The 16,283-nt window shown below is 52.9% G+C and carries 15 protein-coding genes; 6 read left to right on the forward strand and 9 right to left on the reverse strand.

What is annotated here, in order from left to right:
- Positions 1-19: 19 nt before the first annotated feature.
- The 3 genes from KIH26_RS02850 to KIH26_RS02860 all read left to right on the forward strand — a co-directional run bounded on the left by KIH26_RS02850 (position 20) and on the right by KIH26_RS02860 (position 4,667).
- On the forward strand, positions 20-799 hold the full coding sequence (locus tag KIH26_RS02850; protein ID WP_213442237.1) for a hypothetical protein: 780 nt from the start codon (positions 20-22) through the stop codon (positions 797-799).
- On the forward strand, positions 799-2,748 hold the full coding sequence (locus tag KIH26_RS02855) for an MFS transporter (RefSeq protein WP_213442239.1): 1,950 nt from the start codon (positions 799-801) through the stop codon (positions 2,746-2,748). The genes KIH26_RS02850 and KIH26_RS02855 overlap by 1 nt, the downstream gene beginning before the upstream one ends.
- Before the next feature lie 206 nt (positions 2,749-2,954).
- Positions 2,955-4,667 carry a retron Ec67 family RNA-directed DNA polymerase/endonuclease gene (locus tag KIH26_RS02860; protein WP_213442241.1) on the forward strand — a complete coding sequence of 571 codons (1,713 nt, stop codon included), beginning with the start codon at positions 2,955-2,957 and terminating at the stop codon, positions 4,665-4,667.
- Positions 4,668-4,698: 31 nt separating this feature from the next.
- On the opposite strand, the gene KIH26_RS02865 is transcribed toward KIH26_RS02860, so the two are convergent.
- The 5 genes from KIH26_RS02865 to KIH26_RS02885 all read right to left on the reverse strand — a co-directional run bounded on the left by KIH26_RS02865 (position 4,699) and on the right by KIH26_RS02885 (position 9,943).
- On the reverse strand, positions 4,699-6,084 hold the full coding sequence (locus KIH26_RS02865) for an FAD-binding oxidoreductase (RefSeq protein WP_213442243.1): 1,386 nt from the start codon (positions 6,082-6,084) through the stop codon (positions 4,699-4,701).
- A 203-nt stretch (positions 6,085-6,287) separates the two neighbouring features.
- Complete coding sequence (locus KIH26_RS02870) at positions 6,288-7,502, reverse strand: amidohydrolase family protein (RefSeq protein WP_213442245.1); 1,215 nt, start codon at positions 7,500-7,502, stop codon at positions 6,288-6,290.
- Between the two features lie 11 nt (positions 7,503-7,513).
- Positions 7,514-8,305, reverse strand: coding sequence for an ABC transporter permease (locus tag KIH26_RS02875; RefSeq protein WP_249661077.1), 792 nt, complete (start codon positions 8,303-8,305; stop codon positions 7,514-7,516).
- Between the two features lie 37 nt (positions 8,306-8,342).
- Positions 8,343-9,104, reverse strand: a complete 762-nt coding sequence (locus tag KIH26_RS02880) for an ABC transporter ATP-binding protein (protein WP_213442249.1) — start codon at positions 9,102-9,104, stop codon at positions 8,343-8,345.
- Positions 9,101-9,943, reverse strand: coding sequence for a creatininase family protein (locus tag KIH26_RS02885; protein WP_213442251.1), 843 nt, complete (start codon positions 9,941-9,943; stop codon positions 9,101-9,103). The genes KIH26_RS02880 and KIH26_RS02885 overlap by 4 nt, the downstream gene beginning before the upstream one ends.
- A gap of 44 nt (positions 9,944-9,987) precedes the next feature.
- Here KIH26_RS02885 and KIH26_RS02890 point away from each other — a divergent pair, with 44 nt between their 5' ends.
- Genes KIH26_RS02890 through KIH26_RS02900 form a run of 3 tightly spaced genes read left to right on the forward strand, consistent with a single transcriptional unit; the run spans position 9,988 to position 13,704 of the window.
- Positions 9,988-10,788, forward strand: coding sequence for an alanyl-tRNA editing protein (locus KIH26_RS02890; RefSeq protein WP_213442253.1), 801 nt, complete (start codon positions 9,988-9,990; stop codon positions 10,786-10,788).
- Between the two features lie 32 nt (positions 10,789-10,820).
- Positions 10,821-13,049, forward strand: coding sequence for a protein-disulfide reductase DsbD family protein (locus tag KIH26_RS02895; protein WP_213444622.1), 2,229 nt, complete (start codon positions 10,821-10,823; stop codon positions 13,047-13,049).
- A gap of 31 nt (positions 13,050-13,080) precedes the next feature.
- The gene (locus KIH26_RS02900; RefSeq protein ID WP_213442255.1) at positions 13,081-13,704 is read left to right on the forward strand and encodes a thioredoxin family protein; all 624 of its coding nucleotides are present in this window, start codon (positions 13,081-13,083) and stop codon (positions 13,702-13,704) included.
- 12 nt (positions 13,705-13,716) lie between these two features.
- On the opposite strand, the gene KIH26_RS02905 is transcribed toward KIH26_RS02900, so the two are convergent.
- The 4 genes from KIH26_RS02905 to KIH26_RS02920 all read right to left on the reverse strand — a co-directional run bounded on the left by KIH26_RS02905 (position 13,717) and on the right by KIH26_RS02920 (position 16,262).
- Entirely contained in the window at positions 13,717-14,508 is a 792-nt protein-coding gene (locus KIH26_RS02905) for a DUF2726 domain-containing protein (protein ID WP_213442257.1), read from the reverse strand.
- Between the two features lie 180 nt (positions 14,509-14,688).
- Positions 14,689-15,351 carry an HAD family hydrolase gene (locus KIH26_RS02910; protein ID WP_213442259.1) on the reverse strand — a complete coding sequence of 221 codons (663 nt, stop codon included), beginning with the start codon at positions 15,349-15,351 and terminating at the stop codon, positions 14,689-14,691.
- Complete coding sequence (locus KIH26_RS02915; protein WP_213442261.1) at positions 15,348-15,770, reverse strand: rhodanese-like domain-containing protein; 423 nt, start codon at positions 15,768-15,770, stop codon at positions 15,348-15,350. Before KIH26_RS02915 ends, KIH26_RS02910 begins: the two co-directional genes overlap by 4 nt.
- A 42-nt stretch (positions 15,771-15,812) precedes the next feature.
- Positions 15,813-16,262, reverse strand: a complete 450-nt coding sequence (locus KIH26_RS02920; RefSeq protein ID WP_213442263.1) for a DUF2214 family protein — start codon at positions 16,260-16,262, stop codon at positions 15,813-15,815.
- Positions 16,263-16,283 lie beyond the last annotated feature (21 nt).

Consider the following 16,283-nt stretch of genomic DNA (forward strand, 5'->3'; position numbering starts at 1 on the left):
TAACTTTTTGAGTGTTCACATGAGCCCAACATCTTGCTACCAGCAGCGCTTCCATCACGCTTTGATGGCCATGAGCTTCGCCGCGTTAGCGCTGGCAGTCTTCTTTCCGATGCTTTCAGATTTCTTGCCGCATATCCCTACGAGCGGCCACAGCCACGTGCATGCGCACGGCCATGCTTTCGTCGATGCGCGTAGCTTCTGGGGGATACCAAATGGCTGGGATGTACTGACCAATGTTCCTTTTCTTTTTGCGGGCGTTTGGGGCTTAGTTGTCTTGCGTCGCCGTACTTTGCCCAATTCGACACGTAAAGCGGCACAGATTTTCTTTATTGGCTTGATTCTCACGTGCTTTGGTTCTAGCGTGTATCACTGGGCACCCAGTGATTTCGGTTTGATGATAGATCGCTTGGGCATGGCAATCGCTTTTGCAGGTGTGATCGCGTTCGCTGCAGGCAGCCGCTTGGGTGAATCTGTGGCGAAGCAAGCGATGCCTGTGCTGCTGGTACTCGCGCCACTGGCCGCAGTAGCCGCCCATAGCTTGCAGAATGTGTTGCCTTGGGCGGTGGTGCAGTTCGGTGGCGTTTTGATGATTGGTTGGTTAGCCACTCTGCCTCAGCGTGAAGGCCAGTCTCTCAATCTTTGGGCACTGATCCTTTGGTATGGCCTAGCTAAATTACTCGAAGCGCAAGACGAAGCCGTGTTTCATCTCACTCAAGGCGTCGTTTCTGGCCATAGCTTGAAGCATCTCGCTGCTTGCATGGCTGCTTGGCCCGTGATTGCAGCTTTGAAGAAGTCATAATGCTTGCCAACAAACTGAACAACAACGAGGAGCACGCCTTGAGCGAAACCAACAACCACAACGATCATCCCAATCAATTCGGCTTGCTTAGGCAGAGACGCTTCGCTCCATTTTTCTGGACGCAATTCTCAGGTGCAGCGAACGACAACGTCTTCAAATTCGCCTTCACTGTCATGGTGACGTATCAGTTGTCGATCAGCTGGATGCAGCCCGCCATAGCTGGCTTGGTGATTGGCGCTTTGTTCATCTTGCCTTTCTTGCTCTTTTCCGCCACCAGCGGCCAGCTCACAGACAAGTATGAAAAAACGAAGATGATCCGCTTCGTGAAGAATCTTGAAATCGTGATCATGGCTGTAGCGGCTTATGGATTCTTCAAAGCCGATGTGCCTGTGTTGCTCGGCTGCACCTTCCTCATGGGCTTGCACTCCACACTTTTTGGCCCGGTGAAGTTTGCGTATCTGCCGCAAGTCTTGAATGAGCGTGAGCTCACGGGTGGCAATGGCATGGTGGAGATGGGCACGTTCGTGGCCATTCTTGCTGGCAATATTGTTGGAGGCATTTTGATTGCCTTGCCCGGCATAGGCGCTACTTATGTTGCTATCACTTGTATAGCCGTTGCTATTCTAGGAAGAATCACCGCGCAATACATTCCCAATGCACCTGCGACTGATCCTTCTCTTGTGATCAACTGGAATCCCTTCACCGAAACCTTCAAAAACCTCAAGCTTGCGTATGGCAACAAAGTCGTCTTCCGTTCGCTCATGGGCATCAGCTGGATGTGGTTTTTTGGCGCGGTGTTCTTGAGTCAATTTCCCAGCTTTGCGAAAGATGTGTTGCACGGCAGCTCGAATGTGGCTTCGCTCTTACTCGTCGTCTTCTCCATAGGCATCGCCACGGGCTCGCTGCTCTGCGAAGTGCTCTCACGCCGTCATGTGGAGATCGGCCTCGTACCGCTCGGCGCGATTGGCATGAGCGTGTTTGCGCTTGATCTGTATTTCGCGTCTCGCGCCTTGCCGAAATCTGAATTGCTCACTGTGATCCAATTCATCAGTATCGGCGCGCATTGGCGTGTGATGGCGGATTTGTTTTTGCTGAGTCTCTTCGCTGGCCTCTACAGCGTGCCCATGTATGCGCTCATCCAGCTGCGCAGCGCTCCAACGCACCGCGCTCGCATCATCGCAGCGAATAATATTTTGAATGCGCTCTTCATGATCGCCAGCAGCCTCATCGTAGGTGCGTTGCTCGGCGCAAAGTTCACCATCCCGCAAGTCTTCCTCTTCACAGCGTTGGCCAACGCAGTCGTTGCGGCCTACATCTTCCTGCTCGTGCCCGAATATTTCCTGCGTTTCGTCGCCTGGGTGGCTTCGCGCTGCATCTATCGCTTCAAGGTTAAGGGGGATGAAAATATCCCCACAACAGGCGCAGCCATCCTCGCTTGCAATCATGTGAGCTTCGTGGATGCCGTGCTGCTCATGGCCGCCAGCCCCCGCCCCATCGTCTTCGTCATGGATCACCGCATCTTCAAATTCCCCGTGCTCGGCTGGTTCTTCAAACTCGCCAAAGCCATCCCCATCGCCCCCAAATCCGAAGACCCAGCGCACTACGAAGCCGCATTCGTGGCTGCTGGCAAGGTGCTGAAAGAAGGCGACATGCTTGCCATCTTCCCGGAAGGCGGCATCACCAAAGACGGCACACTGCAAGAATTCAAAGGCGGCATCATGAAGATCTTGGAGCAGGCCAAAGCGAATGGCGTCGAGCCACCCGTGATCCCCATGGCACTGACGAATCTCTGGGGCAGCTTTTTCAGCCGCATCGAAAAAGACGGTGCAATGGTCAGACCGTTTCGTCGGGGATTATTCAATCGGGTGGGGTTGAATGTGGGAAGTCCTATTCAATCAGAAAATACTCAAGTTCAAAGCCTTCATGACAGTGTGGCTAAGCTTTTGTGAGGGGAGATGCATTTAATGAGTCTGATGAAACTGCTCCAATGTGTTACAGTAAAAATGAGCTTGCAAACAGATTTTTCACCATGTTTCGTGGTGATGGACAACGATAGTAGGGGCTATGCCCGTTATTCCTTAATCGTGTGAGTTGAGCCCGACGACAAGGGTGTCTTCCGCATAAGAGTGTTTGCAAGCTCAACTTACATGACGCTATGTCTCAGCTAATTGCATTGAAGTCTTGCATCAATCTAAGCGATGTTGCAGTTCTTCTGGGCTATAAACCTTCGACACTTTCATACTTGCTCTACAAAATAGGCGAGGAAAGTAAATACAGTTCTTTTGAAATTCCAAAGAAGGGCGGTGGTACGCGTCGTATTGAAGCACCTCAGAAAGAACTTAAACTTCTTCAAAGGAAAGTGGCTGATCTTCTACAGAATTGCTTCGAATCTGCGGACTTGACGAGTCCAAAGTACAAATCAAACCCGGTTTCGTATGGTTTTATTAGGGGACTGTCGATTATTGATAACGCTCAAAATCATCGCTCGCAGAGATTTGTATTCAATATCGACATTCAGGATTTTTTCGGCAGCATTAACTTTGGTCGAGTCCGAGGATTTTTCATCAAAGATCGCGATTTTTCGTTGCAACCGCAAGTAGCCACTGTTATCGCTCAAATTGCTTGTTTTAAGAACCGATTACCTCAGGGTAGTCCGTGCTCTCCTGTGATTTCCAACTTGGTTGGGCATATTTTGGATATGCATCTGATTAAACTTGCCGCGAGAACTGGATGTCGATATTCGCGATATGCAGATGATCTAACCTTTTCTACTAGTAAGCGTGATTTTCCAAGACAAGTTGCGTTCTACGACGAGGAAAAAGGACTATGGCACGTTGGGGATGAGCTCAAAAGACTCCTTGAGCTTAGCGGCTTTACATTAAATTCTGGCAAGACACGCATGCAAAACCGTGACTCTAGGCAGCAAGTTACAGGGTTGGTCGTTAACAAGAGAGTTAACGTGAGCAAAGAGTATAGAAAAACTACGCGTGCAATGGTTCATAGACTCTTCACTAAAGGCTCATTTTTCTTTACTGATGAGAGTAACTTAGAGGTAAAGGCTCAGAAAGAGAGCAGTGATATTGGTAGATTGCATGGAATGCTTGGGCATATTTATCATGTAGATACAAAATGCAAAACTAAGATTGAGAGTAGTACCAATCCCCCACAAAAGAATGCCTCTACGTATCGCCGATTCTTAATATACAAAGAGCTTTATGCTACGAACAAACCAATCATTATTTGCGAAGGCAAGACGGATCCTGTGTACCTAGTGCACGCTATTAGAAGCCTTCATCGCGATTTTCCGATGCTTGCATACAGAGATGCTGAGAATCAAATCCGACTTAGTGTTCGTCTTCTGAAGTATGCTGATAAAAGCATGGCGAGTATTCTAGGTCTGAACGGTGGTGTGGGTGATTTAAGAACATTTATAGACTCGTATCGCTCAGATATCAAACGCTTTAATGCGCCGGGAAAATTTCATCCTGTAATCATATTGATCGACAATGATGATGGTGCAAAACCTATATTGAGCATCGTTAAATCAATAAATCCCAACTCTACTTTCGACAGAGATTCTTTCTCGCACATAGTTGGAAATCTATATGTAGTCAAAACCCCGTTGCTAGGATCTGAAAAATCTTGCATTGAAGATTTCTTCGACGGTGATTTAAAGTCAACGATGATTGATGGCAAGCAGTTTTCTCTCGAAAAAGACGCTAATCCAGAGCATTATTTTGGCAAAGTGGTCTTCGCGCATAAAGTAGTAAGACCGCAAGCTGACAAAATTGATTTTTCTAACTTCAGGCACATATTGAAGTCTATGCAGGACATCATTACAGAGTTTTCCTCGCAAAAACGAATTTGAATAAGGTTAATCTAAAGATACCAGATGTTTGTTATTGCTGGGAGGGCTTTACCCAGCCCCGCGTTTTGCCGGGGTTCATGAGTCCATACGGATCTGCAACCCTTTTGAAGTCGATCTGGTTATGGTCGATCTCTTTCATGCCGCCGTCTTCGATGGTGTAAACATGGTTGTCGAAGACCATGCAGCCGTCTTGCTCGAATTCTGAAATGATTTCATAGAGGCGGGTTTTGTCGAAATAGCTGACCAGCGGGAGACCAAAAGCGACGCAGCCGCCGAATTGGCGGCCAAACTCGTGGTGCATGAGGACTTCATCGCCCCAGCGTGCCATTTGCTTCTCAACCAATGTGATGTCGATGCCTTGACCTGCCGTCCATGGCGCGACAGTTTGCAGGTTGGTCCAGCTTTTGTCTTGCTTCAAGGCGATGAGGGTGGTGTGGTTGTAGGCGCATTCGAAGGCGGGTGAGAGCTTTTCTTTTTTCAACGTTTCTTCAGTGAATGCCATGGACTCGTGGCCGCCGTGTTTTGCGACCAATGCGCGCCATGCGGGTAGGCAATTAGGATTGACCATGGAGAAGACGGCATCTTTGTTGGCGGGAAAGCGTGCGCCAAACTCTGCTTCGTAGTACGGGGCGATGCGCCGCTCAACGGCTGTGATGAGGAAGGCATCAACAGAGCTGCCAATGGCTTCTGTCGCTTCGCAGCCGAAGCGCAGGGCGGCGCTGTAGCTGTCAAACAGGGCGATGTGGTGTACCCAATCGACGGCGGGCTTGAGGCTGAGCGTGAGCGCGGTGATGATGCCATTGGTGCCGTAAGCGTGGTGGACTTTTTGGATGTCTGCGTCTTTGAGCTCAATGATGCGCGGCTTTTCTTCGAGAGTGACGACGCGGATCATCGTGACATTGCCTGCGTCTTTCAATATGCCGTTGCGCACGCTGCCCGCGCCCGCGTAGCCGCCTGCGATGAAGCCGCCGATGGTGGCGATATCGCGCGTGCTCGGGAACATGAGGATTTCTTGGCCGCCTTCAACGCTGTTATCCGCTCGCACGGCTTTCTCTAAATCGGCAATCAAGATGCCGGCTTCGCAGGTGACTTGGCCTTTTGAAATGTTGATCACGCGATTGAGTTGCGTGATATCCAAAATCACACCGCCTTCGAGCGGCACGCATTGGCCGTAGTTGCCTGTGCCGCCGCCCCGAATCGTGATGTTGAGGCGATGCTTGGCGCAGGCGGCTGCTACTTGGATGACTTCAGCTTCTGTGCGCGGGCTCACCATGACGTCGCCCATCTTGTCGTCCAGCTCGGCTTTGAGGATGGGGCTGTACCAGTAATAGTCTTTCGACTTCACAGCCAGCGTGTGCGCATCGCGGGTGTGGGGGATGGCTTCTATATCTTTGATGAAGTAGTCGAAGTTTCTCATGGCTTGATTGGGATATTTAAGACAAGAATACCGGACGCAAAGGGCGCAAAAGTTGCGCAAAAGTCGCAAAAAGAGAAATGCAAAACCAAGAAAAGAAGAAAAACTAACTGTATCTAAATCGGCTTTAAAGTTTTTGGTATTTTTTGCGACTTTTGCGCAACTTTTGCGCCCTTTGCGTCCGGTATTTGTGTTGGTTTTGAATCTCAGATCGTTGACAGTCTCTGAAGAAGAGGCGCATTCATCAAATCTCTTGCATCGCCAGCTTGAACCAGTAGCAAATCATTCACCGAGCATCCTTCGCGTATCAAGCCATCCCATGGCAAGTTCATCGCCTTGGAAGGCGCAGACGTGATGCTGCTGAGCCAATCGAGCGGATTCGACAGATGACCCATTTGCACGCCCAACGCGTAGCTGGCCAGGGGGTTGTAGCTGCCGTAGGGGTAGAAGCCGTCGGCCACATTGTCTGTGGCTATTGAGCAGTTCACGCCTGCCTCGCGTGCTTCGCGCAGGCGGGTGATGCCGCGCTCGATGGGGGTGCGGTTCCATGCGCCTTGTAGGTAGAGGTTTGTAGTGGGCAGGGCGACGAGGTGAATGCCTGCCTGAAAGCAGAGCTTCAAAGTGGCGAGGGCATCCTCATCGCTTTGCATGGCGAGCGAGCAGGCGTGGCCGCAGGTGACTCGGCCTTGATAATTATTTTTGATGGTGAGCTCGGCGATAGCTTTGAGGCCGCGCGCATCGACATCCAAGCCTTCATCGACGTGAAAATCTAAGTTGAGTTGGTTTTTAATCGCGAGATCGAAGACGCGCTGGAGTTTGTCGTAAATGCGTTCGTTTCGATAGACGAAAGCGCCGAGCAGGGCAGCTTCGCCACGTTTTTGATCGCAGGTGAGATTCGCTGTGGCGACTTCTAGCGCCAAATCTTCGCCATTGAAAGTATCGTCAAAAAAATCCAGTGGCGTGAGGCTCACGCATTGGAGGGTGAGCTTACCGCGCCATGCATCGCGCAGCTTTTCGAACACGGCGAGAGACTTGGGAGCGTCCTTCGTCATCCAATCCAAATGCGTACGCAGAGCGCGGCAGCCGTTGACATAAGCCTCTTGCAATGCGCGCTCCATGCGAGTCTCGATGTGCTCAGCGCTCCAACCATCGCGATGCTGAGCCATGCGATCAATCGCAGCAAACAAATCGCCTTCAGCCGCGCCAACTTCATCCACCACAAAGGTTTTGTCGATGTGCAGGTGCAGATCGACGAATGCGGGCAAGAGCATCTGTTTTTGCGATACTCCTGAATTGATAGCTGCTTGCGCAGGTTCTATGCCGGCGATATGGCCTTTTTCTATATAAATATCAAATGAATCTGAGCCTGACTCAAAACCACGCACACACTGCGGAATCTGGATGCTTTTGATAATGCTCATCAGCCTGTCACTCACCGAGAGGCCTTGACTTCGCTCTCATGCCACTTGCCGAGCACGAGTTTGGAGACAAAATTGAAGAGTAGAAAAATCATCACGCCAGTCAGTGATACCAATACGAGGGCTGCAAACATTTTTGGAATCTCAGTGCGAAAGCTCGCTTCCAAAATACGCGATGCCAAACCTGTTTGCTTGCCCGCAGCACCTGCTGTGAACTCTGCGACCACGGCGCCGATCAAGCTCAAGCCGCCTGCAATCTTCAAGCCCGCAATGAAGTAAGGCATGGCTGATGGGATGAGCAGATGCCGCAAAGTTTGCCAAGGCGAGGCGCGATAGAGCGAGAAGAGATCGCGCAGATTGTGATCCGCGCTGCGCAGGCCGATCACGGTATTGGAGAGGATGGGGAAGAAAGCCACGATCCAGGCGCAGAGCAAGAGCGCGGCCATGGTGCTGTCGATGAAGATCAAGATCAAAGGCGCAATCGCGACGATCGGCGTGACTTGCAGCACGATAGCAAAGGGGAAGAGGCTGGCTTCCACCCATTTATTCAAAGCGAAGAGCGTAGCCAAAATTACGCCGCCTGCAACAGCGAGAAACAGTGCTCCAAACGTGACCTTCATCGTGAACCACCAGCTCTGCATGAGCGAGCCGAGGTTGTCCCACAATGTGACCAAGACCAGCGTGGGCGCGGGAAGGATGTATTGCGGAATATTGTTGATTCGCACCAGCGCTTCCCAGCCAACCAAGGCAGCTGCGAACACCACAAAGGGCAAGATTTTTAAGAGAAATTGACCTCTAGCCGGCATGGAATCTGCGTGAGGTGCTATTGATTTAATAGTATCTTCAGACATGATGCTCTCCTGCCTTTTGCAGCTCTTGCGAGACTTTCACACACAGTTGTGCATAGCGCTCGGTGTTGCGGAACGCATCGGTGCGCGGATAGGGTTCATCAATCGCAATATCCGCAATCACACGGCCAGGGCGTGCGGCCATGATGATGATGCGGTTGGAGAGATACACGCTTTCATAGACGCTGTGCGTGACAAACACGGTGGTGAATTGCTTGGCTTGCCAGAGCGCAAGCGTGTCGTTATTGAGCTTGAAACGCGTCATCTCATCCAGCGCAGCGAATGGCTCATCCATCAGCAAGAGGCGCGGCTCGGTGACCATGGCTCGTGCAATCGAGACGCGCATTTTCATGCCACCAGAGAGTTCGCGCGGGTACACGTGTGCGAACTGCGACAAACCGACCTTTGCTAATACTTCTTCAACTTGAGGCCGTGCCTGCTCTTTGCTCAAGCCCTTCAGTCTTAAAGGTAGCCACACGTTGTCAAACACGACAGCCCAAGGCATCAGCGTGGGTTCTTGGAAGACGAAGGAAATATCTTTGGAATGGTCCTTGGATGCATCGCCCCAAGCGATCTGGCCGGAAGACAAAGGCAGCAAACCCGCCATCATCTTCAGCGCCGTGCTCTTGCCGCAGCCCGAAGGCCCGAGTAGGCTCACGAATTGATGCTCGCCGATGGCCAGATCCACTTCTTGCACGGCAAGTGTGCCGTTGTCATAGCGCTTGCTGACGCGCTGTAGTTCTAACAAGGTGCTCATTCTGGGATGGTAGGTTTGGCGACAAGTGTGCTCATGGGTAGTGAGCTGATCTCTAGCAAGAGCTGCGCCAGTTTCCTTGCTGATGCATTGATCACGGCATGACCTTTCTCTGCAGTGGCAATTGCTGCGTTACCGCAAGCTCCCATCGGGTTGTAATCCTGCGTTTGCCAGCCCATTTTGGCGCTCACGCCATTGCCCAGAATCGGATACTTCTCGGAGCGCGTTTGCGAGCTGCTCTTGAAATCACACGCTTGGCTCATGTCCACTGTTTGCGGGGCGAGTGCCAGCATCATCGAGGTTTCCATATCGCCGCCATGAATGCCAAAGCGATGCTCTTCAGGCGTGAAAAGCGCATTGATCTCATCGCCCAGCGGCAGGGTGAACCAATTGGTGGAAAACACCAGCATATCGAGGCGCACCCGAAGATCACGCGCCACGATGTCCATCACGCTGATTTGCCCGCCATGCGAGTTCAGCAGCACCAATTTTTTAATTCCGGCACGATGCACCGATTCGCCAATCTCCGTCCACAACGCGATCAGCGTCTCGGCCTTCAAAGTGAGCGTGCCCGGAAAGCGCTGATGCTCGTTGCTTTTGCCGACTTGCTGCGTGGGCAGAAAGAAGGCGCGCGTCTTGCCTAAATGCGGTAGCGTGGCAGCGATCACACCATTGACCAAAGTGGTGTCTACCGAGGTGGGCAAATGCGGGCCATGCTGCTCAATCGCGGCGACGGGTAGCACGGCGACGACATCATCAGCGCCATTGGCGGCGAGATGGGCAAACTGGCGCGTGGTGAGATCAGCCCAGAAGTGGCTGGGCAAGGCTGTAGTGGGTTTCATTCCAACATCTTAACCAAGTGATCAAGCCCCTTTATCATCTGGGTATGACCCAAGATCTTTTTCGCCAAGATGCTTACCTGCGCGAATGCACGGCGCGTGTGCAAGCCATGCAGACTTTGCCTTCGGGCGAAGTCGTCGTTACTCTGGATCGCACGGTGTTTTATCCACTGGGCGGTGGGCAAGCGGGTGATGCGGGGTGGCTGGTATTGCCAGATGGCACTGAGATTGCCGTTAGCGATACCCGGAAAGCGAAAGATGCCGAGGGTAAGCCCACAGCAGATATTTGGCATGTTTTGAGCACTTCGCCTTCAGAGAATCTGCGCGGAGTGCTATCAAATTTAAAGCAAGGGGATGCAGTGACTGCGCGCATTGACTGGCAGCGCCGCCACCGCCTGATGCGCTTTCACACCACCACGCATTTGCTCTGCCATTTGATTCCTCAGCCCGTGAACGGCTGCTCCATCACGCCTGACTATGCGCGCATGGATATGCACATGACCGATCCGTTGGATAAAGAAGCGCTCACAGAAGGCATTGCTAAATTGGTTGCGCAAGCCTGGCCTGTGACGGTGAGCAGCATCACCGAAGCCGAGCTGGATGCCAACCCTGCCTTGGTGAAAAGCATGAGCGTGAGCCCGCCGCGTGGCTCTGGTGTGATTCGCACGATACGGATCGGAGCCGCTGCCGCGGACTCCGAGCGAGTTGGCAATGAGCCCCTGATTGATCTCCAGCCTTGTGGCGGCACACATGTGGCGAATACTTCGGAGATTGGCGATGTGCGCGTGGTGAAGATTGAGAAAAAATCGGCGACCTCTCGGCGTGTGGTCTTGGAGTTTGGCGCATGAACTTATCTGCGGCTCAAGCACTCTGCCTCTTCATGCTTCGTTTTAGTTCCTTCAAAAGGTGGTTGAGTCAACTACCGAACGCTATATTTTTCATAGCACTCTGCGCAGTATTCTTGCCGGCTATCGCCCAAAATACGGCTCAAATTGGCTTGAAATCCGCAGGTGCTGTCGTGACCACTCCCCAGGTGCGCGCGGAGCTGCTCGCGTATGCGCCTGATGGCGTGGGCGCAGGCAAGCAGGTGTGGGTCGGTTTGCAGATCACGCATCAGCCTGAATGGCACACCTATTGGAAGAATTCAGGTGATTCCGGGCAGCCCACCGATATGCAATGGACATTGCCTGCCGGTATTCAGGCAGGCGAGACGCGCTGGCCTGTGCCCAAGAAGATTTGGATTGGCTCGCTGGCCAATTACGGCTATGAAAATACCGTGCTGCTACCCGTGCCGCTGGAAATCTCGTCGATGTACAAAGCGGATTTGCTCAAGCCTGATGCGGAAGTGAAGCTCAAGGCGGTTTGGCTGGTCTGTAAGCAGGAGTGCATTCCGGAAGAGGGCGAATTTGCTTTGAAGATTCCTGCGACGAGCTCAACTGCGTTGCACAAGGCTGCTTTTGACGCTGCGTTTGCAGCGTATCCGCAGGATCTGAAGGCTGCTGCGAGTGCCAAGATCGCAGGCAAGCAGCTTGAATTCAGCATTCGTGATTTGCCTGCAGCTCTTAGAGGCAAGAGCCTGCAGCTCTTCCCAGAAACAGCTGAGGTGCTTGAGAACGGCGCGAAGCTCAGTAGTGACGGGGAGAAAGCGGCGAAGGCCACAGCCACCTGGCAGCAGGCATGGGCAGCTGATGTGTGGACAGCTTCTTTTCCGATTTCTGTGCAACGCAGTGCCAGTCCGGAGGTGATGCCCCTGGTGCTGACTGCTGACGGCAAAACGGCTTATCGTGTGCAGGCCAAGGTCGAAGGAGTATGGCCTAAGGTGGCAGCTGCCGCGCAAGTCTCGCCTGAGCTGGCTGCAGCTTTGGCAGCCAATGCAGGCGCTTCGCAAAAACCGATTCAAGCGGGTGGCTCCGAAGTGACTTCATTGCTGCCCGCCTTGTTGCTCGCCTTGATCGGTGGCTTGATTTTGAATTTGATGCCTTGTGTGCTGCCCGTGCTTGCCATCAAGGTGCTGGGCTTTGCGAATGCGCCGAATCAAAAGGCGAGGGTAGCGGGCGGGGTGGCTTATGCGGTGGGCGTGGTGCTGAGCTTCCTGGCGCTGGGTGGCCTCATGCTTGCATTGCGCGCAGGCGGTGAGGCGCTGGGCTGGGGCTTTCAGTTGCAGTCGCCAGCCGTGATCGCGGCGCTGGCTTTGCTCTTCACATTGATCGCGTTGAATCTGTTGGGTGTGTTTGAGATGGCGAATGTGTTGCCATCTTCTGTGGCCACACTGCAAGCGAAGAATCCGCAGGTGGATGCTTTCCTATCGGGCGTGCTCGCTGTGGCGATTGCTTCGCCTTGCACCGCGCCTTTCATGGGCGCTTCGCTCGGATATGCGCTGGGGCTGCCAGCTTGGCAGGCGTTGGCAGTATTTTCAGCTTTGGGCATTGGCATGGCTTTGCCGTATCTTGCGGCCAGTCTCGTCCCCGCCGTTGCGAATTGGCTGCCGCGCCCCGGTGCGTGGATGGATACGTTCAAAAAATTTATGGCTTTCCCGATGCTCGCCACAGTCGTTTGGCTGCTCTGGGTGATCGGGCAGCAAACGGGTATTGATGGTGCTGCTGCGCTGCTGGTGCTGCTGTTGTGCGTAGCCATGCTTGTGTGGGCGCTCTCCTTGCGAGGTCGCACGCGTATGGTGGTTACTATCATTTCAGTAGCACTTTGCGCAGTATTCTTGCCGGCTATCGGCCCAAATGTCTTAAAAATTCAAGAATCCACAACGACTCAAACCACGGGCTGGCAAGCCTGGGAGCCGGGCAAGGTGGAGCAACTGCTCGCTCAAAACCAGGCCGTCTTCGTGGATTTCACTGCCGCTTGGTGCGTCACCTGCCAATACAACAAAAAGACCACTCTCGCCGATGCAGCTGTATTGAAAGATTTCTCGGCGAAGAAAGTGCAGTTGCTCAGAGCCGATTGGACAAAACGTGACCCCGCGATCACACAAGCGATCACAGCACTGGGTCGCAGCGGCGTACCCGTGTATGTGCTTTACAAACCAGGCAGTGCCCCTGTGGTGATGCAGGAAATTCTGAGCGTCACACAGCTGCAAGCGGAACTTGCGAAAATCTAAATCCTCTGATGAGAAGTTTTAGGAGCCTCTTATGCAACGCCGTCATTTCGCCACATCCACCTTAGCTGCTGCCGTGTTGGCCACCACATCCCAAGCCTGGGCTCAAGCCACCGCCACAGTCGGCCAAGCTGCACCTAACTTCAGCGCCAAAGATGTGAACGGCAAAACCGTCTCTCTGGCTGATTTCAAAGGCAAAACCGTCGTGCTCGAGTGGGTGAATCCCGGCTGCCCTTATGTGCGCAAGCACTACCAAGGTGGCAACATGCAAGGCACGCAGCAAGAAGCCATTGGCAAAAATGCGGTGTGGCTGGCCATCAATTCCACAGGCACAGATCACCCTGATTACTTGAAGCCAGCAGATCTGGCCAAGTGGATGAAAGATCAAAAAGCGCCTGCCACACACACCCTGATGGATGAAGATGGCAAGATCGGCAAAGCCTATGGCGCACGCACCACGCCGCATATGTACATCATTGATGGCAAAGGCATGTTGGTTTACGCAGGCGGTATCGATAGCATTCCTACCGCCAGCGCTTCAGACATTCCCAAAGCTACGAATTACATCAAGACCTCGCTAAGCGAAATGGCCAGTGGCCGAGCCGTGAGCAACAACGTCACGCGCGCTTACGGCTGCTCGGTGAAATACAAATCTTGATCGGTGTGTGGATCAACCGCGGGTAAAGCCCGTGGCTGAGCGCCCCGAGCCTTTAACGACCAAAGGCGGTAACTCGATCATGCCGAATTCGTCTAAAAATTCACTCGAGCGAGCTTCTTCTGTCGGCCATGCTTGATCCCATCGATCAGGTTGTTGTTTGCCGATAGGAGGTTTAGCCGCTGGCTCAAAAGCAGAGGCGGGTCGGCGCGGCTCCAAGCGGGTTGATTGCCATTCTGATTCTTGGCCAGCTTCTTGGTGTAGCACCGAATGCTGTTCGGCTGCTTTGAGCTCAGGAATCACCATGGCGCGCAGCGCAGCAGAATCAGGCAAATCATCCTTGGCCAGTTGCCAAACAGGTATTTGAGCCATCTCCAGGGCCTTGATCTTGCGCTGTGTGCCTTCTGACATCGGCTTACCTTTACTTGAGTGCAACTGAATCACCCCGAGCACATCACCTTGCTCGGAGCACACCAGGAAATCTACGCAGCGCCTGCCCACACTGCCAAACCATTGGTTATACGAGCGGTTTTGCGGCACATTCAAAAAGCGCGCCAGAGCCACTTGCGGCATCAGCAAGCATTCAGGCAAAGCTTTACGCAATTGCTTCAAGGTGTGCAGCTCAGTCGGCGTGAGCGGTTTCATCGTGCGTGGCTGCCAATCTTCCATGCGAAAAGGGCGCTGCTTGCCCGAATGCACCACAGGCGCTGAGCGCTGCAATACAAACCAAACAAGCAGCGCCAACGTTGCCAAAACGATCATGGCCACAATGACAGCAGGCCAGCCCAAAGAAGAGAGCATATTCATTGCACTTAACTCCATCGCTTGAATCACAAGCTTTGTTGCATTATGTGGCCTGATATGCAAGCGGACGCAAGTACACGTGTGCTGTGTTTCTAGGTGTTACTTCCTCATACACACCAGCTGCTAGAGCGTATGCACCACATCCACAAGAACGCTTTGCTGGATCTGAAAATTTCTTCAATCTCAAACCAGCAGCGCAGGTAAATCCGCCATGCTGGTGAACACATGGCTCGCGCCCACGGCGCGCATGGCTTGCGCGCTGGAGTGGCTCACTTCATCGGGGCAGAAAGCAAACACCGTACAACCAGCAGCCACACCCGCTGTAGCTCCCGTGGTGCTGTCCTCAATCACGGCGCAGCGCTTTGGATCAACGCCTAAAGCGGCTGCCGCTGCTAAATACACATCCGGTGCAGGCTTGCTCTTGGGCATTTCCACGCCGCTGAAAATGCGGCCTTCAAAGAAATGCAGCAACTTGGTTTTGGTGAGTTGCAATACCACCTTGCCGCGATCTGCGCCGCTGGCACAGGCGATTTTTTCACCATAGCTTTTCGTGATGGCGTTCAGAGCTTCGTGGATGTGTGGAATGGCAACGAGCGATTCCTGCAGCGCTTGATTGCGCTGCTTACGAAAATTCTCAGTCCATGCGTCGTCAATGCGTTGGCCTGTCTTCTGAAAGATCAAATCGCTTTGGTCCTGTACAAGATGGCCAACAAAATGCCCCATGCATTCTTCCTGAGTCATCTGCCAGCCCATATGGCCCAGCATCTGGCGCAACACGCCAATCGTGATGCTCTCACTATCGACCAAGACTCCATCGCAATCAAACAAAATCGCATCGAATTTCATGCTTTCTTTGCCTTCCGCTGCTCCAAAGTCTCCATGGCAAAGCCCGCTTCTTGCATGGCTTTGAAGCCGCCATCAATGTGTGCAACGTTCGTCATGCCCATGTCTTGCAAGGTTTTAGCTGTGAGCGCGCTGCGCCAGCCGAGGCCGCAAAATAATACGAATTCTTTGCTCTCATCAGCCCACAAAGGCTTGTGATAGGGCGAAGCAGGATCGACCCAAAACTCGAGCATGCCGCGCGGCGCATGCGTGCTGCCCACGGGTGTGCCGTCTGGCGTTTGTAGCTCACGGATGTCTCGAATATCAACAAGTAAGACTGACTTGTCCGTAGCCATGCGAGCTTTGACTTCTTGCGCACTGTAGGTTTTGACCTCGCGCATGGCTTGGTCTACGAGTTGTTGGCTCGATACTTTGATTGGCATGGTTTGCTCCTGCTTTGACAGAAGCATAGCGTAAGCCGCGATTCAATGGCCGATGCCGCGCGCCATGGCAGCTGCGGCAATGGCCACGAAAGGTAGCAAATGCAGTTGCACCATCACGAGCTTACGGGTGGACTGCCAAGCTGCTGCCTCAGGCAGTTGCCCTGTGGCTGAAAAATGCCGCTTCCAGCGAATGAAGCGCACAGTCGGCACGATGGAAATCAAACCGATGATGACAAACACCGCAATCTTGATCCAAAACACTGGATTGCCGCTGTAGAACGAAATGTCTTTCGCGCCGGCACTCAGGCGCACACTTCCGATGATGAGCAGAGCAAGGGCACTCAAACCATAAAGGGCATCCACACGCCCCAACGTGCGCAAAATGCTTTCGCTGGGCGGCTGTCGAAGCAGCAAGGCTTCACCGCCAAGCACTGAGACGAGCAAGAGCAGAACAATATGGTGGCCACTGGCCAATAGGAAATCGAGTGTCATCTCTGCACCTTGTTCATTGAA

The organism is Variovorax sp. PCZ-1 (assembly GCF_018413605.1).
In the GTDB taxonomy this organism is placed as follows: domain Bacteria; phylum Pseudomonadota; class Gammaproteobacteria; order Burkholderiales; family Burkholderiaceae_C; genus JANMDU01.

Coding starts and splice junctions, on each gene's coding strand:
- KIH26_RS02920 (WP_213442263.1), bottom strand. CDS start 16,262: ATGACACTCGATTTCCTATTGGCCAGTGGCCACCATATTGTTCTGCTC.
- KIH26_RS02855 (WP_213442239.1), top strand. CDS start 799: ATGCTTGCCAACAAACTGAACAACAACGAGGAGCACGCCTTGAGCGAA.
- KIH26_RS02860 (WP_213442241.1), top strand. CDS start 2,955: ATGTCTCAGCTAATTGCATTGAAGTCTTGCATCAATCTAAGCGATGTT.
- KIH26_RS02875 (WP_249661077.1), bottom strand. CDS start 8,305: ATGCCGGCTAGAGGTCAATTTCTCTTAAAAATCTTGCCCTTTGTGGTG.
- KIH26_RS02915 (WP_213442261.1), bottom strand. CDS start 15,770: ATGCCAATCAAAGTATCGAGCCAACAACTCGTAGACCAAGCCATGCGC.
- KIH26_RS02905 (WP_213442257.1), bottom strand. CDS start 14,508: ATGAATATGCTCTCTTCTTTGGGCTGGCCTGCTGTCATTGTGGCCATG.
- KIH26_RS02890 (WP_213442253.1), top strand. CDS start 9,988: ATGACCCAAGATCTTTTTCGCCAAGATGCTTACCTGCGCGAATGCACG.
- KIH26_RS02910 (WP_213442259.1), bottom strand. CDS start 15,351: ATGAAATTCGATGCGATTTTGTTTGATTGCGATGGAGTCTTGGTCGAT.
- KIH26_RS02870 (WP_213442245.1), bottom strand. CDS start 7,502: ATGAGCATTATCAAAAGCATCCAGATTCCGCAGTGTGTGCGTGGTTTT.
- KIH26_RS02865 (WP_213442243.1), bottom strand. CDS start 6,084: ATGAGAAACTTCGACTACTTCATCAAAGATATAGAAGCCATCCCCCAC.
- KIH26_RS02900 (WP_213442255.1), top strand. CDS start 13,081: ATGCAACGCCGTCATTTCGCCACATCCACCTTAGCTGCTGCCGTGTTG.
- KIH26_RS02885 (WP_213442251.1), bottom strand. CDS start 9,943: ATGAAACCCACTACAGCCTTGCCCAGCCACTTCTGGGCTGATCTCACC.
- KIH26_RS02895 (WP_213444622.1), top strand. CDS start 10,821: ATGCTTCGTTTTAGTTCCTTCAAAAGGTGGTTGAGTCAACTACCGAAC.
- KIH26_RS02880 (WP_213442249.1), bottom strand. CDS start 9,104: ATGAGCACCTTGTTAGAACTACAGCGCGTCAGCAAGCGCTATGACAAC.
- KIH26_RS02850 (WP_213442237.1), top strand. CDS start 20: ATGAGCCCAACATCTTGCTACCAGCAGCGCTTCCATCACGCTTTGATG.